General features: G+C 56.5%; 30 protein-coding genes and 1 tRNA gene. 27 read left to right on the top strand and 4 right to left on the bottom strand.

What is annotated here, in order from left to right; all coding sequences use genetic code 11:
- Positions 1-34 precede the first annotated feature (34 nt).
- From ACWHWP_RS20360 to ACWHWP_RS20235, 26 genes are all read left to right on the top strand, one after another.
- Positions 35-868 carry a GPO family capsid scaffolding protein gene (locus tag ACWHWP_RS20360; protein ID WP_407206568.1) on the top strand — a complete coding sequence of 278 codons (834 nt, stop codon included), beginning with the start codon at positions 35-37 and terminating at the stop codon, positions 866-868.
- A gap of 16 nt (positions 869-884) precedes the next feature.
- Positions 885-1949, top strand: a complete 1065-nt coding sequence (locus ACWHWP_RS20355) for a phage major capsid protein, P2 family (RefSeq protein ID WP_407206569.1) — start codon at positions 885-887, stop codon at positions 1947-1949.
- Between the two features lie 3 nt (positions 1950-1952).
- Positions 1953-2603, top strand: coding sequence for a phage terminase small subunit (gpM, locus tag ACWHWP_RS20350; RefSeq protein WP_013098794.1), 651 nt, complete (start codon positions 1953-1955; stop codon positions 2601-2603).
- 93 nt (positions 2604-2696) lie between these two features.
- Positions 2697-3161, top strand: coding sequence for a head completion/stabilization protein (locus ACWHWP_RS20345; protein WP_025711939.1), 465 nt, complete (start codon positions 2697-2699; stop codon positions 3159-3161).
- A complete protein-coding gene (locus ACWHWP_RS20340) occupies positions 3161-3364 on the top strand; it encodes a tail protein X (protein WP_000868184.1) in 204 nt (67 codons plus the stop codon). Before ACWHWP_RS20345 ends, ACWHWP_RS20340 begins: the two co-directional genes overlap by 1 nt.
- 3 nt (positions 3365-3367) lie before the next feature.
- Positions 3368-3583, top strand: a complete 216-nt coding sequence (locus ACWHWP_RS20335; RefSeq protein ID WP_000171565.1) for an HP1 family phage holin — start codon at positions 3368-3370, stop codon at positions 3581-3583.
- The gene (locus ACWHWP_RS20330; RefSeq protein WP_001069919.1) at positions 3564-4073 is read left to right on the top strand and encodes a lysozyme; all 510 of its coding nucleotides are present in this window, start codon (positions 3564-3566) and stop codon (positions 4071-4073) included. Before ACWHWP_RS20335 ends, ACWHWP_RS20330 begins: the two co-directional genes overlap by 20 nt.
- A gap of 4 nt (positions 4074-4077) precedes the next feature.
- Complete coding sequence (locus ACWHWP_RS20325; RefSeq protein ID WP_407206571.1) at positions 4078-4455, top strand: DNZ54_00345 family protein; 378 nt, start codon at positions 4078-4080, stop codon at positions 4453-4455.
- The gene (lysB, locus tag ACWHWP_RS20320) at positions 4452-4880 is read left to right on the top strand and encodes an Rz-like lysis system protein LysB (protein WP_407206989.1); all 429 of its coding nucleotides are present in this window, start codon (positions 4452-4454) and stop codon (positions 4878-4880) included. The genes ACWHWP_RS20325 and lysB overlap by 4 nt, the downstream gene beginning before the upstream one ends.
- Positions 4765-5013, top strand: coding sequence for an Rz1-like lysis system protein LysC (gene lysC / locus ACWHWP_RS20315; RefSeq protein WP_235784732.1), 249 nt, complete (start codon positions 4765-4767; stop codon positions 5011-5013). The genes lysB and lysC overlap by 116 nt, the downstream gene beginning before the upstream one ends.
- The gene (locus tag ACWHWP_RS20310; protein ID WP_013098790.1) at positions 4976-5407 is read left to right on the top strand and encodes a phage tail protein; all 432 of its coding nucleotides are present in this window, start codon (positions 4976-4978) and stop codon (positions 5405-5407) included. The genes lysC and ACWHWP_RS20310 overlap by 38 nt, the downstream gene beginning before the upstream one ends.
- Complete coding sequence (locus ACWHWP_RS20305) at positions 5400-5846, top strand: phage virion morphogenesis protein (RefSeq protein WP_057060144.1); 447 nt, start codon at positions 5400-5402, stop codon at positions 5844-5846. Before ACWHWP_RS20310 ends, ACWHWP_RS20305 begins: the two co-directional genes overlap by 8 nt.
- A gap of 68 nt (positions 5847-5914) precedes the next feature.
- Positions 5915-6493, top strand: coding sequence for a phage baseplate assembly protein V (locus ACWHWP_RS20300; RefSeq protein ID WP_013098788.1), 579 nt, complete (start codon positions 5915-5917; stop codon positions 6491-6493).
- Positions 6490-6849, top strand: coding sequence for a GPW/gp25 family protein (locus ACWHWP_RS20295; RefSeq protein ID WP_023306992.1), 360 nt, complete (start codon positions 6490-6492; stop codon positions 6847-6849). The genes ACWHWP_RS20300 and ACWHWP_RS20295 overlap by 4 nt, the downstream gene beginning before the upstream one ends.
- Complete coding sequence (locus ACWHWP_RS20290) at positions 6836-7744, top strand: baseplate assembly protein (protein WP_447856220.1); 909 nt, start codon at positions 6836-6838, stop codon at positions 7742-7744. Before ACWHWP_RS20295 ends, ACWHWP_RS20290 begins: the two co-directional genes overlap by 14 nt.
- A complete protein-coding gene (locus ACWHWP_RS20285; RefSeq protein WP_407206573.1) occupies positions 7737-8342 on the top strand; it encodes a phage tail protein I in 606 nt (201 codons plus the stop codon). The genes ACWHWP_RS20290 and ACWHWP_RS20285 overlap by 8 nt, the downstream gene beginning before the upstream one ends.
- Positions 8339-9733 carry a phage tail-collar fiber domain-containing protein gene (locus ACWHWP_RS20280; RefSeq protein WP_447856218.1) on the top strand — a complete coding sequence of 465 codons (1395 nt, stop codon included), beginning with the start codon at positions 8339-8341 and terminating at the stop codon, positions 9731-9733. The genes ACWHWP_RS20285 and ACWHWP_RS20280 overlap by 4 nt, the downstream gene beginning before the upstream one ends.
- A gap of 1 nt (position 9734) precedes the next feature.
- Positions 9735-10169 carry a tail fiber assembly protein gene (locus ACWHWP_RS20275; RefSeq protein ID WP_054628662.1) on the top strand — a complete coding sequence of 145 codons (435 nt, stop codon included), beginning with the start codon at positions 9735-9737 and terminating at the stop codon, positions 10167-10169.
- A 133-nt stretch (positions 10170-10302) separates the two neighbouring features.
- Positions 10303-11475 (top strand): phage tail sheath protein, encoded by a 1173-nt coding sequence (locus ACWHWP_RS20270; RefSeq protein WP_023226484.1) that lies wholly within the window; start codon positions 10303-10305, stop codon positions 11473-11475.
- A gap of 9 nt (positions 11476-11484) precedes the next feature.
- Positions 11485-12000, top strand: coding sequence for a phage major tail tube protein (locus ACWHWP_RS20265; protein ID WP_213760427.1), 516 nt, complete (start codon positions 11485-11487; stop codon positions 11998-12000).
- 54 nt (positions 12001-12054) lie between these two features.
- Entirely contained in the window at positions 12055-12357 is a 303-nt protein-coding gene (locus ACWHWP_RS20260) for a phage tail assembly protein (RefSeq protein WP_032636603.1), read from the top strand.
- Positions 12358-12371: 14 nt separating this feature from the next.
- The gene (locus tag ACWHWP_RS20255) at positions 12372-12491 is read left to right on the top strand and encodes a GpE family phage tail protein (protein ID WP_023206368.1); all 120 of its coding nucleotides are present in this window, start codon (positions 12372-12374) and stop codon (positions 12489-12491) included.
- Complete coding sequence (locus ACWHWP_RS20250) at positions 12484-15558, top strand: phage tail tape measure protein (protein WP_447856214.1); 3075 nt, start codon at positions 12484-12486, stop codon at positions 15556-15558. The genes ACWHWP_RS20255 and ACWHWP_RS20250 overlap by 8 nt, the downstream gene beginning before the upstream one ends.
- Entirely contained in the window at positions 15555-16040 is a 486-nt protein-coding gene (locus tag ACWHWP_RS20245; RefSeq protein WP_447856212.1) for a phage tail protein, read from the top strand. The genes ACWHWP_RS20250 and ACWHWP_RS20245 overlap by 4 nt, the downstream gene beginning before the upstream one ends.
- A complete protein-coding gene (locus ACWHWP_RS20240; protein ID WP_447856210.1) occupies positions 16037-17137 on the top strand; it encodes a phage late control D family protein in 1101 nt (366 codons plus the stop codon). Before ACWHWP_RS20245 ends, ACWHWP_RS20240 begins: the two co-directional genes overlap by 4 nt.
- A gap of 69 nt (positions 17138-17206) precedes the next feature.
- Positions 17207-17425: a DNA-binding transcriptional regulator gene (locus tag ACWHWP_RS20235; RefSeq protein WP_024146528.1), complete on the top strand. Its 219-nt coding sequence runs from the start codon at positions 17207-17209 to the stop codon at positions 17423-17425.
- Positions 17426-17561: 136 nt separating this feature from the next.
- Here the strand turns inward: ACWHWP_RS20235 and ACWHWP_RS20230 are convergent.
- Positions 17562-17637 (bottom strand) — tRNA-Ile (locus tag ACWHWP_RS20230).
- 125 nt (positions 17638-17762) lie between these two features.
- Here ACWHWP_RS20230 and mug point away from each other — a divergent pair.
- On the top strand, positions 17763-18269 hold the full coding sequence (gene mug / locus ACWHWP_RS20225) for a G/U mismatch-specific DNA glycosylase (protein ID WP_059310567.1): 507 nt from the start codon (positions 17763-17765) through the stop codon (positions 18267-18269).
- A 528-nt stretch (positions 18270-18797) separates the two neighbouring features.
- On the opposite strand, the gene rpoD is transcribed toward mug, so the two are convergent.
- The 3 genes from rpoD to rpsU form a co-directional block, all read right to left on the bottom strand.
- Positions 18798-20645 carry an RNA polymerase sigma factor RpoD gene (gene rpoD / locus ACWHWP_RS20220; RefSeq protein ID WP_023309228.1) on the bottom strand — a complete coding sequence of 616 codons (1848 nt, stop codon included), beginning with the start codon at positions 20643-20645 and terminating at the stop codon, positions 18798-18800.
- A 165-nt stretch (positions 20646-20810) separates the two neighbouring features.
- A complete protein-coding gene (gene dnaG / locus ACWHWP_RS20215) occupies positions 20811-22556 on the bottom strand; it encodes a DNA primase (protein WP_047347803.1) in 1746 nt (581 codons plus the stop codon).
- Between the two features lie 115 nt (positions 22557-22671).
- Positions 22672-22887 carry a 30S ribosomal protein S21 gene (gene rpsU / locus ACWHWP_RS20210; RefSeq protein WP_001144069.1) on the bottom strand — a complete coding sequence of 72 codons (216 nt, stop codon included), beginning with the start codon at positions 22885-22887 and terminating at the stop codon, positions 22672-22674.
- Positions 22888-22978 lie beyond the last annotated feature (91 nt).

The raw sequence follows: 22978 nt of genomic DNA, 5'->3' as shown, positions 1-22978 counted from the left end.
GCTCCAGTAAGTTATTTCTAACGGAGCACGGCTCATGACAGTGAAAGCAAAGCGTTTCCGTATCGGGGTGGAAGGTGCCACCACTGACGGGCGCGAAATCCAGCGTGAATGGCTGGTACAGATGGCTGCCAGCTACAACCCGACGGTCTATACCGCGCTGATTAACCTTGAGCACATCAAGTCTTATCTGCCGGACAGCACCTTTAACCGCTACGGCAGGGTGACGGGGCTGGTAGCAGAAGAAATCAAGGACGGGCCGCTGGCGGGCAAGATGGCGCTTTATGCCGATATCGAACCCACGGACGCCCTGGTGGAACTGGTGAAGAAAGGCCAGAAGCTTTTCACCTCCATGGAGGTCAGCACAAAGTTTGCCGACACCGGCAAGGCCTACCTTGTGGGGCTGGGTGCGACGGACGATCCGGCGAGCCTTGGCACCGAAATGCTGGCATTCAGCGCCAGCGCCGCGCATAACCCGCTGGCGAACCGTAAGCAGAACCCTGAAAACCTGTTTTCGGAAGCGGTTGAAACGCTGATCGAACTGGAAGAAGCCCAGGACGAAAAGCCGTCCCTCTTTGCCCGCGTCACCGCGCTGTTCACCAAAAAAGAGCAGACCGATGAGGCGCGTTTCTCCGACGTGCATAAAGCCGTGGAACTGGTCGCCACCGAGCAGCAGAACCTGAGCGAGCGCACGGATAAATCCCTGTCCGAACAGGACAAGCGCCTTTCTGAGCTGGAGTCCTCCCTGCAGGAGCAGCAGGCGGCCTTTGCCGAGCTTGAGCAAAAGTTGAGCCGTGAAGACAGCCGTAAAGACTACCGCCAGCGCGCGCCGGGCGGTGACGCACCGGCAGGCACCCTGACCAATTGCTGATGGAGCATAAAACCCGATGAAAAAGAAAACCCGCTTTGCCTTTAACGCTTACCTGCAGCAGTTGGCGCGCCTGAACGGTGTGGAGGTTGAAGAACTCTCCAGCAAGTTCACCGTGGACCCGTCCGTGCAGCAGACGCTGGAAGACCAGATCCAGCAGTCCGCCGCTTTCCTGACGCTGATTAACATCACGCCGGTCACTGAGCAATCCGGGCAGTTGCTGGGGCTGGGCGTTGGCAGCACCATTGCCGGAACCACCGATACCACCACCAAAGAGCGCGAGCCTACCGATCCGACGCTGATGGAAGACGTGGAATACAAATGCGAGCAGACCAACTTTGATACGGTGCTGACTTACGCAAAACTGGACCTGTGGGCGAAATTCCAGGACTTCCAGGTGCGTATCCGCAACGCCATCGTCAAGCGTCAGGCGCTGGACCGCATCATGATCGGCTTTAACGGCGTGAAGCGCACCAAAACCTCCAACCGTGCTGAAAACCCGCTGCTGCAGGATGTAAATAAGGGCTGGCTGCAGAAAATCCGCGAAGACGCGCCAGATCACGTCATGGGCAGCAAAACCGCAGAAGACGGCACCACTACTGCGGAACCGGTAAAAGTAGGTCCGGGTGGTAAGTATGTAAATCTTGACGCGGTGGTGATGGATACCGTCAACGAGCTGATCGATGTGGAGTATCAGGATGATGACGAACTGGTTGTTGTCTGTGGTCGTGAATTGCTTTCTGACAAGTATTTCCCCCTGGTCAACAAAGAGCAGGACAACAGCGAGAAAATCGCCGCCGATCTGATCATCAGCCAGAAACGCATGGGCGGCCTGCAGGCTGTGCGCGCGCCTTTCTTCCCGGCAAATGCCCTGCTGATCACCCGTCTGGATAACCTGTCCATCTACTGGCAGGAAGACACCCGCCGCCGTTCTGTTATCGACAACCCGAAACGTGACCGGATTGAAAACTTTGAATCCGTCAACGAGGCGTATGTGGTCGAGGACTACCGCTGCGCGGCGCTGGTAGAAAACATCGAAATCGGTGATTTCAGCGCGCCTGCCGCACCGGAAGGTGGGGAATAACGCATGAGCCTGAGTCCCGCACGGCAGCACCGCCTGCGCATTCAGGCCGAACAGGCCGCCCGTGAGGGCGGCAGTGTTCGCCATGCGTCGGGCTATGACCTGATGCTGCTGCAGCTGGCAGAAGACCGCCGCCGCCTCAAGGGCGTCCAGTCCACGGTGAAAAAGGCGGAAATCAAGGTGGAACTGCTGCCGAAATATTCCGCCTGGGCGGAGGGCGTGCTGGCTGCCGGAGGTACGCAGCAGGATGACGTGCTGATGTACGTGATGCTGTGGCGTATCGACGCCGGTGATTATGCCGGTGCGCTGGAAATCGGGCGTCATGCGCTGCGCCATGGTTGGGTAATGCCGCTGGGCAACCGTAACGTGCAGACCGTGCTGGCAGAAGAAATGGCAGACGCGGCGCAAAGCGCTCTGCTGGCCGCAGCCGGTTTTGATGCCGATCTGCTTTTGCAGACGCTGGACCTGACAACCGATCTGGATATGCCGGACCAGTCGCGGGCGCGTCTGCATAAAGCCATCGGCGCTGTACTGAGCGAAAGCAACCCGGCATCAGCTCTGAATCACCTTACCCATGCGCTGCAGCTCGATCCCCGCTGTGGAGTTAAAAAAGAAAAGCAGCAGCTGGAGCGCAGACTGCGCAATGACAGCCGCTAAAGAACGTGCCCCGCGCACGGGCGGCACGGGGTGGCGAAAGGCACTGCCACATCAAAACCCCGTCCACCGCCCACTTATTCAGGAGAAAGCCGCATGAAGTTTGTTGCGCCCGAACAGGCACCGGAACAGGCGGAGGTCATCAAAAATACGCCGTTCTGGCCTGATGTGGACCTGTCGGAATTTCGCAGTGTGATGCGCACTGATGGCACGGTGACGCAGCCGCGTTTAAAGCAGGTCGTGCTGACGGCGATCTCTGAGGTTAACGCTGAGCTGTACGACTTCCGCAACCGTCAGCAGATGCTGGGCTGGCGGACACTTGCTGAGGTTCCCGCAGAAATGCTGGACGGCAAAAGCGAGCGTATCCAGCACTACCACAACGCTGTTTTTTGCTGGGCGCGCGCTGTGCTCAATGAGCGTTATCAGGACTATGACGCCACGGCGTCAGGCGTGAAGCGAGGGGAGGAGCTGGCGGAGGCCAGCGGCGATCTGTGGCGTGATGCCCGCTGGGCTATCAGCCGGGTGCAGGATGCACCGCACTGTACGGTGGAGCTTATCTGATGAAAGTGCGTGCGCATCAGTATGACACGGTGGATGCGCTTTGCTGGCGTCATTACGGGCGCACGCAGGGTGTCACTGAGCAGGTTCTGCAGGCAAATCCGGGGCTGGCTGAGTACGGCCCATTTTTACCGCACGGGCTGCAGGTGGAGCTGCCGGACATTACGGCGTCAACCACGGCGCAGACCGTCCAGCTATGGGACTGAATTATGACGCTTGAACGAATCAGCGCCTTTATCACTTACTGCATCGCCGTGCTGCTGGCATGGCTGGGCGATCTGTCGCTCAAGGATGCGTCAACGGTTGGCGGCGTACTGATTGGTGTACTGATGCTGGCTATCAACTGGTACTACAAACACCAGTCTTTCAAATTGTTACGTGGCGGCAAAATTTCGCGGGGGGAATATGAATCCTTCAATCGTTAAGCGCTGCCTTGTCGGGGCGGTGCTGGCTATCGCCGCCACGCTGCCCGGTTTCCAGTCGCTTCATACCTCCGTTGAGGGGCTGAAACTGATCGCCGATTACGAGGGATGCCGCCTGCAGCCTTATCAGTGTAGCGCGGGCGTATGGACCGACGGGATCGGCAATACATCTGGTGTGGTGCCGGGCAAAACCATCACGGAACGGCAGGCGGCGCAGGGACTTATCACCAATGTGCTGCGCGTAGAGCGGGCGCTGGATAAATGTGTGGTGCAGCCGATGCCGCAAAAGGTCTATGACGCGGTGGTGTCGTTTGCTTTCAACGTGGGCACCGGCAACGCCTGCAGCTCCACGCTGGTTAAGTTGCTGAACCAGCGGCGCTGGGCGGATGCCTGCCATCAGCTGCCGCGCTGGGTATATGTCAAAGGTGTTTTTAATCAGGGGCTGGACAACCGCCGCGCGCGGGAAATGGCCTGGTGCTTAAAAGGAGCATAACGGAATGAAAAAGAAAGTCATGAGCGTTTTTTTCCAGCTGGCATGGGCTGCGCTGTTGGTTATCAGCCTGCTGTATCCGCGCAGCGGTGCGCCGGTTCTGGTTGGTGCGTCTGTCTGGGTGTCATGCTTCCTCGCCTGGCTGCTTGCTGCGCTGTGCGCTGTCGGGTGGTTCGCCGGAGAGAGGGCGCGCGATGAGGTCAGGGCGGCATTGCTGAAATTCAGGGTGCACCCTGTAAAACCCGTGCGTACATGGATAATCAGGCTGCTTATTGTTCTGTGCCTGGCGTTTTCGGGATGGGTGATCACTTTGGTGTTTTACCTGCTGACGCTGGTTCTGTATCAGATTGCCCGCGCGCAGCTTCATGAGCCGATGGCGGCCTGATGCGTGCGCTGGCGGTAGTGCTGGCGCTGGTACTTGCGGCGCTGGGCTGGCAGTCATGGCGGCTAAACAATGCCAGCCACACCATCGAAACGCAGGGCGCGGCGCTGAAAAGCAAAACGCAGGAGCTGACGAAGAAAAACAGCCAGCTGATCGGCCTGTCCATTCTGACAGAAACCAACAGCCGGGAGCAGACGCGGCTTTATGCGGCAGCGGAACAGACCACCGCACTGCTGCGAAGCCGCCAGCGACGGATCGAGGAACTGAAACGTGAAAACGAGGATTTGCGCCGCTGGGCTGACACTCCTTTGCCTGCTGACATTATCCGGTTGCGGGAGCGTCCAGCCCTCGCCGGAGGTGCAGCTTACCGTGAGTGGCTGTCCCAGAGTGACGCAGTGCCGCCTGGAAAGGTCAGCGCCGCGCAGTAACGGCGATCTGAATACGGTGCTGGATGAAACCGAGGCCGCCTGGGCGGTCTGTGCTGACAAAGTGGACACGATTATTGCGTGTCAGGAGCGAGACAGTGAACAAACCGCAGTCCTTACGCAGCGCCCTGAATAAAGCGGTTGCCTACGTCCGCGATAATCCGGACAAGCTGCACCTTTTCGTTGATAACGGCTCACTGGTGGCAACCGGTGCCAGCTCCATGTCATGGGAGTACCGCTACACCCTGAATGTGGTGATCGAAGATTTCAGCGGCGACCAGAATCTGCTGATGGCTCCTGTGCTGCTGTGGCTAAGTGACAACCAGCCGGATGCTATCAATAACCCGGAGCTGCGCGAAAAACTGTTCACCTTTGAAGTGGATATTCTGCGCAACGATGTGTGCGATATCAGCCTGAACCTGCAGCTGACGGAGCGCGTGCTGGTCAGCACTGACGGCAGCGTGTCGAGCGTTGAAGCGGTGCCGGAGCCGGACGAACCCGAAGAAATGTGGACGGTGAAACGTGGATGAACTGCAGAGGATGGATGACTGGCTGACGGCGCTACTGGCGAATCTGGAGCCTGCCGCGCGCAGCCGTATGATGCGGCAATTGGCGCAACAGCTGCGCCGGACGCAGCAGCAGAACATCAGGCTGCAGCGTAATCCTGACGGCAGCGGCTATGAGCCGCGCCGGGTGACTGCCCGCAGCAAGAAGGGACGCATCAAACGCCAGATGTTTGCAAAGCTTCGCACCACAAAATACCTGAAAACCGCCGCCAGTGCGGACTCCGCCAGCGTGCAGTTTGATGGCAAGGTGCAGCGCATTGCCCGTGTTCACCATTACGGCCTGCGGGATCGCGTCAGCCGAAAAGGCCCGGAGGTCCGCTACGCAGAGCGCCGCCTGCTGGGCGTGAATGAAGAAGTGGAAACCGTCACCCGTGACACCCTGCTGCGCTGGCTGGCGGGGTGATCTTTGTGCCACCGCTGGTACAAGCGCTCGCACTGCCTCCCTTTTCCCTCTGATGGCAACCTTTCGTTATGAATGCACAACTGACCGAAATTATGCGCCTTATCACCAACCTGATCCGCACCGGCACCGTGACCGAAGTGGACCGGGAAAACTGGCTGTGCCGGGTGAGAGTGGGCGAGCTTGAAACCAACTGGATTAACTGGCTGACGCTGCGTGCCGGTGGTGCCCGTACATGGTGGTGTCCGTCGCCGGATGAGCAGGTGGTGGTGCTGAGTATGGGCGGCAATCTGGAAACCGCTTTTGCGTTGCCTGCCATCTATTCCAATCAGTTTGCGCCGCCGTCGGATTCCGTGGACGGTTGCGTGACGGAGTACCCGGACGGAGGCTGGTTTGAGTATGAACCCGCCACCGGGCGGTGGCATGTCCGGGGTATCAAATCCATGGTGATCGAGGCGGCGGACAATATCACTCTCAAAACCGGTGAGTTTGTGGTGGAGGCTGACACCACGCGCATTAACAGCGAGATGGTGATCAATGGCGGCGTCACCCAGGGCGGCGGCGCGATGAGTTCCAACGGGATCGTGGTGGATAAACACGGTCACACCGGAGTTAAGTCCGGCGGCGATACGTCAGGAGGGCCGGTATGACGCTGTATATCGGCATGAGCCAGGGCAACGGCAAGGCCATTACTGATACTGACCATCTGCGCCAGTCAGTGCGGGATATTCTGCTGACGCCCCAGGGCAGCCGGATCGCCCGCCGGGAATATGGTTCCCTGCTATCCGCCCTGATTGACCAGCCGCAGAACCCGGCGCTACGCCTGCAGGTCATGTCTGCGGTCTATGTGGCGCTGAGTCGCTGGGAGCCACGGCTTACGCTGGATTCCATCACCATCAGCAGCAATTTTGACGGCTCCATGGTGGTTGAGCTTACCGGGCAGCGCAATAACGGCGCGCCGGTTTCCCTTTCGGTATCAACAGGAGCAGACAATGGCAGTGATTGACCTTTCCCAACTGCCCGCGCCGCAGATAGTGGACGTGCCGGATTTTGAGTCGCTGCTGGCTGAGCGCAAGGCCGCCTTTGTGGCCCTTTACCCGGCAAATGAACAGGAGGCTGTTATGCGAACATTAGCGCTGGAATCTGAACCCGTCACCAAACAGCTACAGGAAAGCACCTACCGTGAAATCCTTTTGCGCCAGCGTATTAACGAGGCCGCGCAGGCGGTCATGGTGGCATATGCCATCGGCGGCGATCTCGATCAGCTGGCAGCCAACTACAACGTAAAACGCCTGACGGTAACGCCTGCCGATAACGACGCGGTGCCGCCGGTTGCTGCCGTCATGGAAAGCGATGATGCGCTGCGCCTGCGTGTTCCGGCTGCGTTTGAGGGGTTGTCCGTTGCGGGGCCGACGGCGGCCTATGAGTTTCACGCCAAAAGCGCGGACGGGCGCGTGGCAGATGCCAGCGCAACCAGTCCGGCACCGGCGGAGGTGGTGCTTACCGTGCTGAGTCGTGAGGGTGACGGTACAGCAGGGGCTGAACTGCTGGCGGTGGTGGAGCAGGCGCTTAACAGCGAGAACGTGCGTCCGGTGGCAGACCGACTGACGGTGCGCAGCGCCGAAATAATCCCGTACAGCGTGGATGCAACGATTTTTCTTTATCCGGGGCCGGAAGCTGAGCCGGTGATGTCGGCGGCAAAAGCCAGCCTGCAAAAGTACATCGCCAGTCAGACGCGGCTGGGCCGCGATATCCGTCGCAGCGCGATTTATGCCGCGCTGCACGTTGAGGGCGTCCAGCGTGTGGAGCTGGCGTCCCCGCTGGCTGATGTGGTTCTGGATAAGACGCAGGCGGCGTCCTGTACGGAATGGAGCGTAACCAACGGGGGCACGGATGAATAGCCTGCTGCCGCCCGGTTCATCGCCGCTTGAGCGCCGACTGGCGCAGACCTGCAGCGGCATTTCCGATCTGCAGGTGCCGCTGCGCGACTTGTGGAACCCGGAAACGTGTCCGGTCAGCTTTCTGCCGTATCTGGCGTGGGCTTTTTCCGTTGATCGCTGGGACGAAAGCTGGACGGAGAGCGTCAAGCGCCGGGTGGTGCAGGATGCTTTCTATATCCATCAGCACAAGGGGACTACCAGCGCCGTGCGGCGAGTGGTGGAGCCGTTTGGTTTTCTGATCCGCATCATTGAGTGGTGGCAAACAGACGAGACGCCGGGCACATTCCGCCTGGACATTGGCGTGCAGGACCAGGGCGTCACGGAAGAAACCTATCTGGAGCTGGAGCGCCTGATCGGTGACGCCAAACCTTGCAGCCGCCATCTGATCGGCATGTCCATCAACCTGCAGACCAGCGGCCCCTATTTTGTAGGCGCAGCTACCTACACTGGCGAAGAAATCACGATCTACCCGTATATCAACGAAACCATTATTTCCGGCGGCACCGCTTATGAGGGCGGAGCGGTCCATGTTATTGACACAATGAGAGTGAATCCATGAGCGCAAAATTTTATACCCTGCTGACGGATATCGGCGCGGCGAAACTGGCAAGCGCCGCCTCGCTCGGTGTTCCGTTGAAAATAACCCAGATGGCTGTGGGGGATGGAGGCGGCGTGCTACCGACTCCAAGCGCGCAGCAGACAGCGCTGGTTGCTGAAAAACGCCGCGCTTCCCTCAATATGCTGTACATCGATCCGCAGAACAGCAGTCAGATTATTGCTGAGCAGGTGATCCCCGAAGCTGAGGGCGGTTGGTGGATTCGTGAGGTTGGTTTGTTCGATGAAACCGGCGCACTGATTGCCGTCGGCAACTGCCCTGAGAGCTACAAGCCGCAGCTGGCTGAGGGGAGCGGACGCACGCAGACAGTGCGCATGGTACTGATTACCAGCAGCACCGACAATATCACCCTGAAAATTGACCCGGCAGTGGTGCTTGCAACCCGCAAATACGTGGATGACAAGGTGCTGGAGTTGAAAGTGTATGTGGATGATTTGATGGCAAAGCATACCGCCGCCAGCGATCCTCATACGCAGTATGCGCCAAAAGCCAGCCCGACATTTACTGGCACACCGAAAGCGCCGACGGCGGCTGCAGGTAACAATACCACTCAGCTTGCTAACACTGCTTTTGTGCAGGCGGCGCTGGTTGCCCTTGTTGGCGGAGCGCCCGCTACACTGGATACACTGAAAGAAATTGCAGCGGCTCTCAATAATGATCCAAATTTCAGTACGACCATTAATAACGCGCTGGCGCTGAAAGCTCCATTGGCAAGCCCGGCCCTGACCGGAGCGCCAACAGCACCCACAGCAGCACAGACGGCGAACAACACGCAGATTGCTACTACCGCTTTTGTTAAATCTGCTATTGCGGCTTTGGTTGCTTCATCTCCGGCGGCGTTGGATACACTGAATGAACTGGCAGAAGCATTGGGTAATGATCCGAATTTCGCCACTACTATGACAAATGCACTGGCTGGAAAACAGCCGCTGGACAGCACTCTTACCGCGTTATCCGGAAAGACTGTAGCGGGTATTCTTGAATACCTCAGCCTGGGAACTGCGGCGAGCAGGAACGTAGGTTCAACAAATGGCACCAGTCAGATCCCGGATATGAACGCGTTTGGCGCGGGAACTCAATGGTTTAAGTTACCCACAGGAAATATTGTCCAGGCATGGCAGGCAACTATTAATGGTGCCGACGTAAACGGCACCACAGTAAATCTGCCTGTTGCATTTCCGAATGCCCTGTATGCAGCTAACGCGATATGGATAGATGGCTCAACACTTGCGCCTGTCACATACAAAATCATCGCACATACAAAAACCACAGTGACAATTAAAGCCAGTGGTACTGGTTCGTATGGTACACAAATAATTGCAATCGGGATCTAATATGAACAAATACGCCTACTCAGCCTCAGCAAATGCCCTTTTTCCCCTGACTATGCGCCAGGATTATGTAACTGCAGGCACGTGGCCGGAAGATGCACTGATTATCAGTGATGAAATTGCGTCTGAATTTATGGCGGAACCACCGGCAGGACAGATGCGAGTAGCCGGGGCAGATGGCTTCCCACAGTGGAGCAATAAACCAGAGCCAACTCATGAAGAACAGACTGCCATGGCGGATTTGGAGAAACAAAGCCTTATAAATCAGGCTAACGAATATATGAATAGTAAACAGTGGCCCGGTAAGGCAGCTATAGGACGCCTCAAAGGTGATGAACTGGTACAGTACAATCTCTGGCTTGATTATCTGGATGCGCTTGAGGCTGTTGATACCACTGAACCGCATAAAATTATCTGGCCTGAAAGTCCTGAAGCATAATCCCGTCCCCGCGTCTGCGGGGATTTTTCTACCCCTTCCATTGTGCCATTTCCCACACATAGCCCGGCGCGTGCGCCGCGCGCATATCAACCAGAACATAGGCACACCCCCTGTAAACCGGAGAGACTGCCTTATGGCTCAGGATTACCACCACGGGGTGCGCGTTGTTGAAGTCAACGAGGGCACCCGATCCATTACCACGGTGAGCACCGCCATCGTGGGCATGGTCTGCACCGGCGATGATGCTGATGCGTCCATGTTTCCCCTCAATAAGCCGGTTCTGCTGACCGATGTGTTGACCGCCAGCGGTAAAGCGGGCGAGTCCGGCACGCTGGCCCGTTCACTGGATGCGATTGCAGATCAGGCTAAACCCGTGACCGTCGTTGTGCGCGTGGCGCAGGGCGAAACCGAAGCGGAAACCACCTCCAACATTATCGGCGGCGTGACCGCTGACGGTAAAAAAACGGGCATGAAAGCGCTGCTTTCAGCGCAGTCGCAACTGGGCGTCAAGCCGCGCATCCTCGGCGTGCCGGGACACGATACGCAGGCGGTTGCTACTGAGCTGCTGAGCGTGGCGCAGAGTCTGCGCGGGTTTGCCTACCTGTCCGCCTACGGCTGCAAAACGGTGGAAGAAGCGATTGCCTACCGTGACAATTTCAGCCAGCGCGAGGGGATGCTGATCTGGCCTGACTTCATCAACTTTGACACCGTGCTGAATGCAGATGCGACGGCTTACGCCTCCGCCCGTGCGCTCGGCCTGCGCGCCAAAATTGACGAACAGACCGGCTGGCATAAAACCCTGTCCAACGTGGGCGTGAATGGCGTCACCGGCATTTCCGCTGATGTGTTCTGGGATCTGCAGGACCCGGCAACCGATGCGGGATTGTTGAACCAGAACGACGTCACGACGCTGATCCGCAAAGACGGCTTCCGCTTCTGGGGTTCCCGCTGCCTCAGTGACGATCCGCTGTTTGCCTTTGAGAACTACACCCGCACGGCGCAGGTGCTGGCTGACACCATCGCAGAAGCACACATGTGGGCGGTGGATGGCGTGCTTAACCCGTCGCTGGCCCGTGACATTATCGAAGGTATCCGCGCCAAGCTGCGTAGCCTGAAAACGCAGGGCTACATTATCGGCGCAGACTGCTGGCTGGATGAATCGGTGAACGATAAAGACTCCCTGAAAGCCGGGAAACTCACTATCGATTACGACTACACGCCGGTGCCGCCGCTTGAAAACCTGATGCTGCGCCAGCGCATCACCGATCAGTACCTGCTGGATTTCTCCAGCCAGGTCAGCGCGTAAGGGGACACCATGGCTTTACCACGCAAGTTAAAACACCTGAACCTGTTCAACGACGGGAACAACTGGCAGGGGATCGTTGAGTCCCTGACCCTGCCGAAATTCACCCGCAAGTTTGAGAAGTATCGCGGCGGCGGTATGCCGGGCGCGGTGGACGTAGACATGGGGCTGGATGACGGCGCACTGGACACGGAATTCTCAATCGGTGGCACCGAACTGCTGTTATTCAAGCAGATGGGTAAGGCCACCGTTGACGGCATCCAGCTGCGTTTCACCGGCTCCATTCAGCGTGACGATACCGGCGAAGTGCAGGCCGTTGAACTGGTTGTGCGCGGGCGTCATAAAGAAGTGGATTCCGGCGAGTGGAAAACCGGCGAGAGCAGCACCACCAAAGTCAGCAGCACCAACAGCTACGCGAAGCTGACCATTAACGGTGAGGTGCTCTATGAGGTCGATCTGGTCAACATGGTTGAAATCGTTGACGGCGTGGACCTGATGGAAGAACACCGTAATGCCATCGGCCTCTGATTAACCTTAACGGCGCGGGCAGCCGCGCCAGTAGTTCATTAACAGGAAACGAACATGAGTGACAAACTGACTGAAAAGACTGTGCAACTGGATACCCCAATCAAGCGCGGTAAAACTGAAATTACCGAAATTGTGCTGCGCAAGCCGCAGTCCGGCGCACTGCGTGGCACCCGTCTGCAGGCCATTATGGATATGGATGTGGGCGCGATGATGACCGTAATCCCGCGTATCTCTACCCCGACGCTGACCGCACAGGAAATGGCAGAGCTGGACCCCGCCGATCTCACCGCGTTGTCGGTTGAGGTGGTGACTTTTTTGTTGAAGAAGTCGGTGCTTGCCGGTTTACCGACAGCCTGACGGTTGATGATCTGGTGGCAGATATTGCCACCATCTTTCACTGGTCGCCGTCCACCACTGATGTTATGCCGCTGACTGATGTGCTGGAGTGGCGGCATAAAGCGATTCAGAGAAGCGGGGCCAGCGATGAGTGACAACAACCTGCGCCTGCAGGTGATTCTTAATGCGGTTGACAAGCTCACCCGCCCATTCCGATCCGCGCAGGCCAGCTCGAAAGAGCTGGCTGCAGCCATTCAGCAAAGCCGCGCCCGTTTAAAAGAGTTAGATGCTCAGGCGGGGCGCATTGACGGTTTCCGCAAGGCCAGCGCGCAGTTGGCAGTCACTGGTAATAGCCTTAAAGCCGCACGCGAAGAAGCGGCGAAACTCGCCACACAATTCTCTGCCACCAACCGCCCGACGGCAGCGCAGGCGCGGCTGCTTGAGCAGGCAAAAATTCGTGTTACGGAGTTGCAGAGCAAATATAACGGTCTGCGTCAGTCGGTGCAGCGCCAGCGTCTTGCGCTCAATGAAGCCGGACTGGACACGAAAAAGCTCAGTAGTGCGCAGCGGGAACTACGGCAGAATGCCGACGAAACCCGGCAGGCGCTGGACCGGCAGCAGAAATCCCTTAAACGCCTGGGCGAACAGCAGGCGCGAATGAACGCTGTCCGCGATCAGTATTCGCGCCGTCTTGAGGTACGGGATCGCATCGCCGGGGCAGGGGCTACCACCACTGCTGCAGGGCTGGCAATGGGCGCGCCGGTCATGGCAGCGGTGAAAAGCTACGCCAGCATGGAAGATGCCATGAAAGGTGTGGCAAAGCAGGTAAACGGGCTGCGGGACGATAACGGCAACCGCACGACACAGTTTTATGACATGCAGGATGCCATCAAGGCCGCCAGCGAACAGCTGCCGATGGAGAACGGCGCTATAGACTATGCCGCACTGGTTGAAGGTGGTGCGCGCATGGGCGTGACCAAACAGGACGATCCTTACGAAGACCAGAAGCGTGACCTGCTAGCCTTTGCCTCCACGGCGGCAAAAGCCGCAACGGCCTTTGAGCTACCCGCTGACGAGCTGGCGGAAGGGCTGGGTAAAATTGCGCAGCTGTATAAAGTACCGACCCGCAATATTGAACAGCTGGGCGATGCGCTTAACTACCTGGACGATAACGCTATGTCGAAGGGCGCGGATATTATCGACGTGCTGCAGCGCATGGGGGGCGTGGCTGACCGCCTGGACTATCGAAAAGCGGCGGCGCTTGGTTCCACGTTCCTGTCTCTTGGCGCTGCGCCGGAAATTGCCGCCAGCGCCTCGAATGCCATGGTACGCGAGCTGTCAATTGCGACCATGCAAAGCAAGCGGTTCTTTGAGGGTATGGATCTGCTTAAACTCAATCCCGCTGAGATTGAGAAGCAGATGACCGCCGACGCAATGGGCACTATCCAGCGTGTTCTGGAGAAGGTCAACAAACTACCCAAGGATAAACGCCTATCTGCCATGACGATGGTTTTCGGCAAAGAATTTGGTGACGACGCGGCAAAGCTGGCTAACAACCTGCCGGAGTTGCAGCGCCAGTTGAAACTCACATCAGGCAATGAAGCGAACGGCTCCATGCAGAAAGAATCTGATATCAACAAAGACTCTTTATCTGCGCAGTGGTTGCTGGTCAAAACAGGGGCGCAGAACGCTTTCAGTAGTCTGGGTGAAACGCTGCGCCAGCCACTGATGGACATTATGGATTCCGTAAAACGCGTCACCGGCGCATTACGTCGCTGGGTGGAGGCCAACCCGCAGCTGGCAGGCACGCTGATGAAAGTTGCTGCAGCGACTGCCGCGATCACCGTTGCGCTCGGCACACTGGCAGTGGCGTTAGCTGCTGTGCTGGGGCCGCTGGCGGTGATCCGGTTTGGCATGTCTGTGCTGGGTGTAAAAACTTTACCTTCTGTTACTGCCGCAGTGACCCGCACCGGAAGTGCGTTGTCATGGCTGGCAGGCGCTCCACTTTCCCTGTTGCGTCGTGGTATGGCCTCATCCGGCGGCAGTGCCGGGCTGCTGAGCGCTCCCCTTAATTCCCTGCGACGTTCCGCCGGGCTGGTTGGCAACGCACTGAAAGCGGTAGCAGGTGCGCCGCTTACCATGCTACGCGCGGGAATGTCAGGTATTCGTAATGTTACTGGTATGGTGATGAATCCGCTGGCGGCGCTGCGGGGTGGGTTATCTGCTGCCGGTGGCGTGCTGCGTTTTCTGGTATCCGGTCCACTGGCATTACTTCGTGTCGCGCTATATGGCATTTCCGGCCTGCTGGGTGCGTTACTTAGTCCGATAGGGCTGGTTGTGGCTGCGCTGGCTGGCGTGGCGCTGGTTGTCTGGAAATACTGGCAGCCGATCAGCGCATTTTTGGGTGGTGTGGTGGAGGGATTCAAAGCCGCTGCTGCACCGATCAGTGCTGCCTTTGAGCCATTGCGGCCTGTTTTTCAGTGGATTGGCGACAAGGTGCAGGCTTTGTGGGGGTGGTTCACTGATTTGCTTACGCCGGTTAAATCCACTTCCGAAGAACTGAACAGCGCAGCTGCAATGGGCCGCAGGTTTGGTGAGGCACTGGCGGAAGGTCTGAATATGGTGATGCACCCGCTTGAGTCTCTCAAGTCAGGCGTGTCGTGGTTGCTGGAAAAACTCGGCATCGTCAGTAAGGAAGCGGCAAAAGCAAAACTACCTGAACAGGTTACACGACAGCAGCCTGCTACGGTGAACAGCGACGGTAAGGTGGTGTTGCCGCTTGGCGGATTTCCGTCGATGGGGTTTGCAGGCATGTATGACAGCGGAGGCACGATCCCGCGTGGTCAGTTTGGCATCGTTGGGGAGAACGGCCCCGAAATAGTGAACGGTCCCGCAAATGTGACCAGCAGACGGCGCACTGCTGCGCTGGCTTCCGTTGTTGCTGGCGTCATGGGCGTAGCGGCAGCGCCTGCAGAAACTGCTCCACTACATCCTTACAGTCTGCCTACTGTGGCATATAAACAAAGCCATCCAGCGAAATCTGCCGGCGCGCCGCCAGTGATGCACTTTGAAACTCACGCGCCGATCACTATCTATGCTCAGCCAGGGCAAAGTGCGCAAGATATTGCCCGTGAAGTTGCCCGACAGCTTGACGAACGCGAGCGCAAGACCAGGGCTAAAGCACGCAGCAATTTCAGTGATCAAGGGGGATATGAATCATGATGATGGTACTGGGGTTATATGTCTTCATGCTGCGCACAGTGCCATATCAGGAGCTGCAGTATCAGCGAAGCTGGCGACACGCCGCCAACAGTCGGGTGAACCGGCGACCATCAACGCAGTTTCTTGGCCCGGATAACGACTCGCTGACATTATCTGGCGTACTGCTGCCGGAAGTCACCGGCGGCAGGCTGTCATTGCTCGCGCTGGAGCAAATGGCAGAGCTGGGAAAAGCATGGCCTCTGATTGAGGGTAGCGGGACCATTTACGGCATGTTTGTGATCGAGAGCCTGAGTCAGACCAAAACGGAATTTTTTGAAAGCGGGATGCCGCGCCGTATTGAGTTTACGCTGACCCTGAAAAGGGTTGATCAGTCGCTGTCTGATATGTTCGGCAGTCTCAGCGATCAGCTCAGTAACCTGCAGGACTCTGCAACGTCTGCGATAGGTAATATTAAAAATACGGTTGGAGGGTTGATGCAGTGAATTTAAGCTCTGATCTTTTTGACCTGAACAGCAGAAGCCCGGCTTTCAGTATCACTATTGAAGGTAAGGACGTGACCACCGCGCTGGATGCGCGCCTGATGAGTCTGACGCTGACCGATAACCGGGGTTTTGAGGCTGACCAGCTTGATCTGGAGCTGGACGACGCCGACGGGCAGATCGTTCTGCCGCGACGTGGTGCCGTTATTCAGCTAGCGCTGGGGTGGAAGGGCCAGCCGCTTTTCCCTAAAGGGGCGTTTACTGTCGATGAGATTGAGCACAGCGGTGCTCCTGATCGTCTGACTATCCGTGCCCGTAGCGCTGATTTCCGTGAAACCCTCAATACTCGGCGCGAAAAGTCATGGCACCAGACAACCGTTGGCGATGTGGTAAAGGAAATTGCAGCACGGCATAACCTCAAAATGGCGCTGGGTAAAGACCTGACGGACAAGGCGCTGGATCACATGGACCAGACCAATGAAAGCGATGCCAGTTTCCTGATGAAGCTGGCGCGCCAGTATGGGGCGATTGCTTCCGTTAAGGATGGAAACCTGCTGTTTATCAGGCAGGGGCAGGGAAGAACAGCGAGCGGTAAGCCGTTGCCGGTTATAACTATTGAACGTAAAGCCGGTGACGGTCATCGTTTTACCCTGGCTGATCGTGGTGCTTATACCGGTGTAATTGCCTGTTGGCTGCATACCCGCGAACCCAAGAAAAAAGAAACAACCAAGGTTAAGCGCCGCCGGAAGAAAACCACCGCGCTCAAAGAGCCGGAAGCAAAACAGGGTGATTATCTGGTGGGAACGGATGAAAACGTGCTGGTTCTTAATCGTACTTACGCAAACCGCAGCAATGCTGAGCGTGCGGCAAAAATGCAATGGGAGCGCCTGCAGCGTGGTGTTGCGTCTTTCTCCCTGCAGCTCGCTGAGGGCCGAGCAGATCTCTACACCGAAATGCCGGTAAAGGTGAGCGGCTTTAAGCAGCCTATCGACGATGCCGAATGGACCATTACAACTTTGACGCATACGGTCAGCCCTGATAATGGTTTTACTACCAGTCTGGAGCTTGAAGTAAAAATTGATGATTTAGAAATGGAATGATTTTGTTCACAAAATGGATGTGTGGTGTATCATTATGTGATTGCGAGGAATCGGTGGGGAGAGACGGATATGATGAATTGTCCGAAATGCGGACATGCTGCGCATACTCGTAGTAGTTTTCGGGTGTCTGATAACACTAAAGAACGCTACTGCCAGTGCCAAAATATTAATTGTGGCACCACTTTTGTTACCCATGAAACCGTCGTGCGCTACATTGTTACCCCTGGACTTGTCGATCATGCTCCGCCACACCCATTAAATAGTGGTCAGGGACACATGAATTTCTAACAAATTAACCCGCTTCGGCGGGTTTTTTGTTGATGGTAGCTGAAATCCTGCTGCCATTTTGCTGCCAACGAATATCCAGATAACAAAAAAGCCACTCGCTAGAGTGGCTTAATCATATGATTTTAAAGCTAAAATTTGGTGGCCCCTGCTGGACTTGAACCAGCGACCAAGCGATTATGAGTCGCCTGCTCTAACCACTGAGCTAAGGGGCCGTGGCGGTGAATTATAAAGTAACTCCCCGCAGCAATCCAGCCATTCACACCTGCCTGCTGTTTTTATAAACAACGCATAATCAATCCTTTATACTTCAATCACGATGTATCGATCGGGAGTAAAGATGATCAACGATATTCTGGCCCCTGGCTTGAGGGTGGTGTTCTGCGGAATTAACCCCGGCAAGTCCTCGGCGCACACCGGTTTTCACTTCGCCCATCCGGGCAATCGCTTCTGGAAGGTGATCTACCAGGCCGGGTTTACCGACAGGCTGCTCAAGCCCGAAGAGGAGCAGCACCTGCTGGATACGCGCTGCGGGATCACCATGCTGGTCGAGCGGCCTACGGTGCAGGCGAGCGAGGTTAACTTGCATGAGCTGCGAAGCGGCGGGCGAGAGCTGGTCAAAAAGATAGAGGATTATCAGCCGGCCGCGCTGGCGATCCTCGGTAAGCAGGCCTACGAGCAGGCGTTCAGCCAGCGCGGGGCGCAGTGGGGCAAGCAGGCCATCACCATCGGCGTGACGCAGGTGTGGGTACTGCCGAATCCGAGCGGGCTCAACAGGGCGACGCTGGATAAGCTGGTGGAGGCGTATCGGGAACTGGATGAGGCGCTGATGGTGCGGGGGCTTTAGGGGCTTCTGTGGCCTGATGCCCTCCCCCTGACCGGTTTAGGAATCCTCAGTAATTTTTTAACCGAAAGCGACGAATGTTGTTTCAGGAAAATGAATGACTTACAGCGATGCCCTGGTCCGGCTGTAAATCGCTGAGGCGTTTCCTGCAGGCCGGGGCGAGGCGCAGGGATGCGCCGAGAGGGCGGGCTTTACAGGGATGTTACCTCCGCCCGTCCCCGAAAAGCCGGAAGGAATAAGCCGAAGGCACCGCGAAGCGGCGATTTACCGCCGGAAGCCCGGGTCGCCAGGGTGGTGGCGAGTGAGCCACCCTGGCACGTTCACAGGCCATGTCGTTACAGAGTAGCAAGGAACATAAAGTGAACGGAATTACCTCCACAGCAGTATGTTCCCCCTCACCCTAGCCCTCTCCCTCAAGGGAGAGGGGGACGTCTGTGCTGGCATTATTTTGTGGGGATCCCTCAGCCCACAGGGAGAGGGGATAGGCAAAAAAAAAGCTCCCGACTGGGAGCTTTTTGCTGTTTACCTGGATTAATCGTCCAGGAAGCTACGCAGCACTTCAGAGCGGCTTGGGTGACGCAGCTTACGCAGCGCCTTCGCTTCGATCTGACGGATACGTTCGCGGGTCACGTCGAACTGTTTACCCACTTCTTCCAGCGTGTGGTCGGTGTTCATATCGATACCGAAACGCATACGCAGCACTTTCGCTTCACGGGCGGTCAGGCCAGCCAGAACGTCGTGCGTTGCAGCACGCAGGCTCTCGGTGGTAGCAGAGTCCAGCGGCAGTTCGAGGGTGGTATCCTCGATGAAATCACCCAGATGCGAATCTTCATCATCACCGATTGGTGTTTCCATGGAGATTGGCTCTTTGGCGATCTTCAGCACTTTACGGATCTTGTCTTCCGGCATCAGCATGCGCTCGGCCAGCTCTTCTGGCGTCGGCTCGCGGCCCATCTCCTGCAGCATCTGGCGGGAAATACGGTTGAGCTTGTTGATGGTCTCAATCATATGCACCGGAATACGGATGGTGCGCGCCTGATCCGCGATAGAGCGGGTGATAGCCTGACGGATCCACCAGGTTGCGTAGGTGGAGAACTTGTAGCCACGACGGTATTCAAACTTGTCTACCGCTTTCATCAGACCGATGTTGCCTTCCTGAATAAGATCCAGGAACTGCAGACCACGGTTGGTGTATTTCTTGGCGATAGAGATAACCAGACGCAGGTTCGCTTCAACCATCTCTTTCTTCGCACGGCGGGCTTTCGCTTCACCGATGGACATACGACGGTTGATGTCTTTAACCTGCTCGATGGTCAGGCCGGTCTCTTCTTCAATCTGATGCAGCTTCTGCAGGCCGCGATGCACATCGTCCTTCACGTCGTGCAGTTTTTCAGACCATGGCTTGTTCATCGCGATAGCGGCGTTGAACCAGGTTTCGCTGGTTTCGTTGCCGGTGAAGAGGGTGATGAAGTTCTTCTTCGGCATTTTGCACTGCTCAACGCACAGCTTCATGATGATGCGTTCCTGGGTACGTACGCGATCCATCATCACGCGCATGCTGTTCACCAGGTAGTCGAACTGTTTTGGCACCAGGCGGAACTGTTTGAACACTTCAGACAGCTTCAGGATCTCTTCCTGAGCGGCGGCATGGCTGCGGCCTTTCGCTTTGATGGTGTCACGCGTCACTTCGTACTGGGTACGCAGCTCGGCAAACTTCTCACGCGCCAGCTCCGGGTCGATGCTGTTGTCATCATCCGCGGTGTCGTCGTCGCTCTCTTCCTCATCTTCGTCTTCGTCATCATCCATCTCTTCCTGAGACAGTTCAGAACCGACGTGAGTGGCGGTAGGCGCCATATCTTCTTCAGCGTTCGGGTCGACAAAACCGGTGATCAGGTCAGACAGGCGCGCTTCTTCCGCTTCAACGCGATCGTACTGCTCCAGCAGATAGGTGATCGCTTCCGGGTACTCGGCAACAGAGCACTGAACCTGGTTGATCCCGTCTTCGATGCGTTTTGCGATGTCAATTTCGCCTTCGCGGGTCAACAGTTCAACGGTACCCATTTCGCGCATGTACATGCGGACCGGGTCAGTGGTACGCCCGATTTCAGATTCCACGCTGGACAGTACCTGTGCAGCAGCTTCTTCCGCATCTTCGTCAGTGTTGTTGGAGGTTTCAGCCAGCAACAGATCATCGGCATCCGGTGCTTCTTCCATCACCTGAATGCCCATGTCATTGATCATTTGGATGATGTCTTCGATTTGATCTGAATCGACGATATCTTCCGGCAGATGGTCATTGACCTCGGCATAGGTCAGATAGCCTTGCTCCTTACCACGTTGGACAAGAAGTTTCAGCTGTGACTGCGGGTTTTGCTCCATAAGACGGTATCCACACTTAATTCGTTTGATTGGTGTCGGCGATGGGGCTGCCAACCTTTAAAGCGAGGGCGTACTTATATTTTTGCCGCTGCCTCTCAGTGCGGCTGCCGGGGGCTTCCCGATCGATATTCGGCACTTAAGCCGTTAAATACTATTGTCTTTGACTTATTTCTTCGCCAGTTCCTGGTTTATCATCCAGAGCTCCCGGCGTTCTTCGCTGCTCAAACCGTGCGTGCGCTCGCGAGCAATCAACTCTTCCTGGCGCAGCTCGAGCATCGAATCAAACATATGGTTGAGTGAGTCGGTGAACGTTTTTTCTGCAATGTCCTTATCTGCTATATCGTCCCACATCGACAATTTTTCAAGGGTAGCGGCCTCTTTTGTGCCGCGATAATGCTCTAAAAGTTGTCCGGTGGTCAGACCTGGCTGAGACAAACAAGTGTTGACCAGTTCTGAAAATAAGCCAAGTCCGGGCAATTTTTCGTGGTTCAAACCCGCCAGCGACGGCACCTGCGGTGCAAGCTCGGGATTTTGTACCAGCAACCCTATCAGTATACGCATGGTTGTGCGTTTTAGCTGAGGCGCGGCGCGAACCGCACCGTTTTCAGCGTGTTTAGGCATTAAACGTTCAAGCTGGCTGTCATCCAGAATGCCGAGCTTGTTGCCTAACTCCTGACGCAAATAGATGCGCAGCGTTTCGCCGGGCACCTGGCTGATTAACGGCAGCGCCAGCGTACTGAGCTGCGCGCGCCCGTCAGGGGTACTCAAATCGACCTGCGGCATCAGGCTGTTAAACAAAAACGTGGAAAGCGGCTGAGCCTGCTCCATCCGCGCTTCAAATGCCGCTTTGCCCTCTTTACGCACCAGCGTATCCGGATCTTCGCCGTCGGGCAGAAACATAAAGCGCAGCTGACGGCCGTCGGTCATGTAGGGGAGCGCGGTTTCCAGCGCGCGCCAGGCGGCGTCGCGTCCGGCGCGGTCTCCGTCGTAACAACAAATCACGTTGTTGGTCACGCGGAACAGCAGCTGGATGTGATCCGCCGTCGTGGACGTTCCTAACGACGCCACCGCGTAGTTAATGTCGTACTGCGCCAGCGCCACGACGTCCATATACCCTTCGACGACCAGAAGACGCGGAGGTTCCGCGTTATTCTGTTGCGCCTCATAAAGGCCGTAGAGCTGGCGGCCCTTATGGAAAATATCGGTTTCCGGGGAGTTGAGGTACTTCGGCAGGGCATCACCCAGCACGCGACCACCAAAACCAATTACCCGGCCACGCTTGTCGCGGATCGGGAACATCACCCGTTCGCGGAAGCGGTCGTAGCTTCGTCCCTGGTCGTTGGTGACCAGCATGCCTGCATCGATGAGAGACTTACGATCTTCGCTATTGCCGCCAAAACGCTTTAACACGTTGTCCCAGCCGGGCGGAGCGTAACCAATAGCGAAACGCGCAATGACATCGTCGCTCAGTCCGCGCTTGTTCAGATACTGACGCGCAGGCTCAGCCGCAGAGTGCTTAAGAGACTGTTGGTAAAACGAATTCAGGCCATCCATCAGTTGATACAGCGTTTGCCGTTGATGGCGCTCGATCTGACTTGGCCCACTGCCTGCTTCATACGGCACTTCAAGGTTATGCATCGCCGCCAGTTCTTCGACGGTTTCAACGAACTCGAGCTTGTCGTAGTTCATTAAAAAATCAACGGCATTACCGTGAGCACCACAGCCGAAGCAATGGTAAAACTGCTTTTCACCGTTTACGGTGAAGGAGGGGGTTTTTTCGTTATGGAACGGACAGCACGCATGGTAATTCTTGCCCTGCTTTTTCAGCTTTACCCGCGCGTCGATGAGATCGACGATGTCGGTTCTGGCGAGCAGGTCATTGATGAAAACGCGTGGGATTCTTCCGGCCATATGCCCCGTTATTTTTAGCGACTCATAAACGAAAACAAGCCGCGCATTCCTTCCGGAAGCACGGCCTTACGACTATTACTCTGTCTGTCAATTGAGGGCTGAGGCCCTCAACCAATTAGTACAGACGAGTACGGCGTGCGTTTTCGCGAGCCAGTTTCTTCGCGTGACGTTTCACAGCGGAAGCTTTAGCGCGCTTACGTTCGGTCGTTGGTTTTTCATAAAACTCACGACGACGAACTTCAGCCAGAACACCTGCTTTCTCGCATGAACGTTTGAAGCGACGCAGTGCTACGTCGAACGGCTCGTTTTCACGTACTTTAATTACCGGCATGTAACTCTCACCTTTAATAAATTCGGTTTGCCGCTGGCATCAACGCCAGCTTATTTCAAAATGGTGCGGAATTTTACTGCAAATGCTGCTG

It is taken from the genome of Enterobacter sp. WI-ESBL-E8 (genome assembly GCF_053364895.1).
Note: the sequence above shows the minus strand (reverse complement) of the source record. Positions and strands in the feature narration are given on the sequence as shown.

What these genes read in the sequence shown, in the direction of transcription:
- rpoD (WP_023309228.1), bottom strand. Translation starts at nt 20,645, where the DNA reads ATGGAGCAAAACCCGCAGTCACAGCTGAAACTTCTTGTCCAACGTGGT.
- ACWHWP_RS20300 (WP_013098788.1), top strand. Translation starts at nt 5,915, where the DNA reads ATGAATGCACAACTGACCGAAATTATGCGCCTTATCACCAACCTGATC.
- ACWHWP_RS20340 (WP_000868184.1), top strand. Translation starts at nt 3,161, where the DNA reads ATGAAAGTGCGTGCGCATCAGTATGACACGGTGGATGCGCTTTGCTGG.
- ACWHWP_RS20290 (WP_447856220.1), top strand. Translation starts at nt 6,836, where the DNA reads ATGGCAGTGATTGACCTTTCCCAACTGCCCGCGCCGCAGATAGTGGAC.
- ACWHWP_RS20330 (WP_001069919.1), top strand. Translation starts at nt 3,564, where the DNA reads ATGAATCCTTCAATCGTTAAGCGCTGCCTTGTCGGGGCGGTGCTGGCT.
- ACWHWP_RS20355 (WP_407206569.1), top strand. Translation starts at nt 885, where the DNA reads ATGAAAAAGAAAACCCGCTTTGCCTTTAACGCTTACCTGCAGCAGTTG.
- ACWHWP_RS20295 (WP_023306992.1), top strand. Translation starts at nt 6,490, where the DNA reads ATGACGCTGTATATCGGCATGAGCCAGGGCAACGGCAAGGCCATTACT.
- ACWHWP_RS20265 (WP_213760427.1), top strand. Translation starts at nt 11,485, where the DNA reads ATGGCTTTACCACGCAAGTTAAAACACCTGAACCTGTTCAACGACGGG.
- ACWHWP_RS20275 (WP_054628662.1), top strand. Translation starts at nt 9,735, where the DNA reads ATGAACAAATACGCCTACTCAGCCTCAGCAAATGCCCTTTTTCCCCTG.
- ACWHWP_RS20280 (WP_447856218.1), top strand. Translation starts at nt 8,339, where the DNA reads ATGAGCGCAAAATTTTATACCCTGCTGACGGATATCGGCGCGGCGAAA.
- ACWHWP_RS20335 (WP_000171565.1), top strand. Translation starts at nt 3,368, where the DNA reads ATGACGCTTGAACGAATCAGCGCCTTTATCACTTACTGCATCGCCGTG.
- ACWHWP_RS20250 (WP_447856214.1), top strand. Translation starts at nt 12,484, where the DNA reads ATGAGTGACAACAACCTGCGCCTGCAGGTGATTCTTAATGCGGTTGAC.
- ACWHWP_RS20235 (WP_024146528.1), top strand. Translation starts at nt 17,207, where the DNA reads ATGATGAATTGTCCGAAATGCGGACATGCTGCGCATACTCGTAGTAGT.
- gpM (WP_013098794.1), top strand. Translation starts at nt 1,953, where the DNA reads ATGAGCCTGAGTCCCGCACGGCAGCACCGCCTGCGCATTCAGGCCGAA.
- mug (WP_059310567.1), top strand. Translation starts at nt 17,763, where the DNA reads ATGATCAACGATATTCTGGCCCCTGGCTTGAGGGTGGTGTTCTGCGGA.
- ACWHWP_RS20345 (WP_025711939.1), top strand. Translation starts at nt 2,697, where the DNA reads ATGAAGTTTGTTGCGCCCGAACAGGCACCGGAACAGGCGGAGGTCATC.
- ACWHWP_RS20360 (WP_407206568.1), top strand. Translation starts at nt 35, where the DNA reads ATGACAGTGAAAGCAAAGCGTTTCCGTATCGGGGTGGAAGGTGCCACC.
- ACWHWP_RS20245 (WP_447856212.1), top strand. Translation starts at nt 15,555, where the DNA reads ATGATGATGGTACTGGGGTTATATGTCTTCATGCTGCGCACAGTGCCA.
- ACWHWP_RS20260 (WP_032636603.1), top strand. Translation starts at nt 12,055, where the DNA reads ATGAGTGACAAACTGACTGAAAAGACTGTGCAACTGGATACCCCAATC.
- ACWHWP_RS20270 (WP_023226484.1), top strand. Translation starts at nt 10,303, where the DNA reads ATGGCTCAGGATTACCACCACGGGGTGCGCGTTGTTGAAGTCAACGAG.
- dnaG (WP_047347803.1), bottom strand. Translation starts at nt 22,556, where the DNA reads ATGGCCGGAAGAATCCCACGCGTTTTCATCAATGACCTGCTCGCCAGA.
- ACWHWP_RS20285 (WP_407206573.1), top strand. Translation starts at nt 7,737, where the DNA reads ATGAATAGCCTGCTGCCGCCCGGTTCATCGCCGCTTGAGCGCCGACTG.
- ACWHWP_RS20325 (WP_407206571.1), top strand. Translation starts at nt 4,078, where the DNA reads ATGAAAAAGAAAGTCATGAGCGTTTTTTTCCAGCTGGCATGGGCTGCG.
- rpsU (WP_001144069.1), bottom strand. Translation starts at nt 22,887, where the DNA reads ATGCCGGTAATTAAAGTACGTGAAAACGAGCCGTTCGACGTAGCACTG.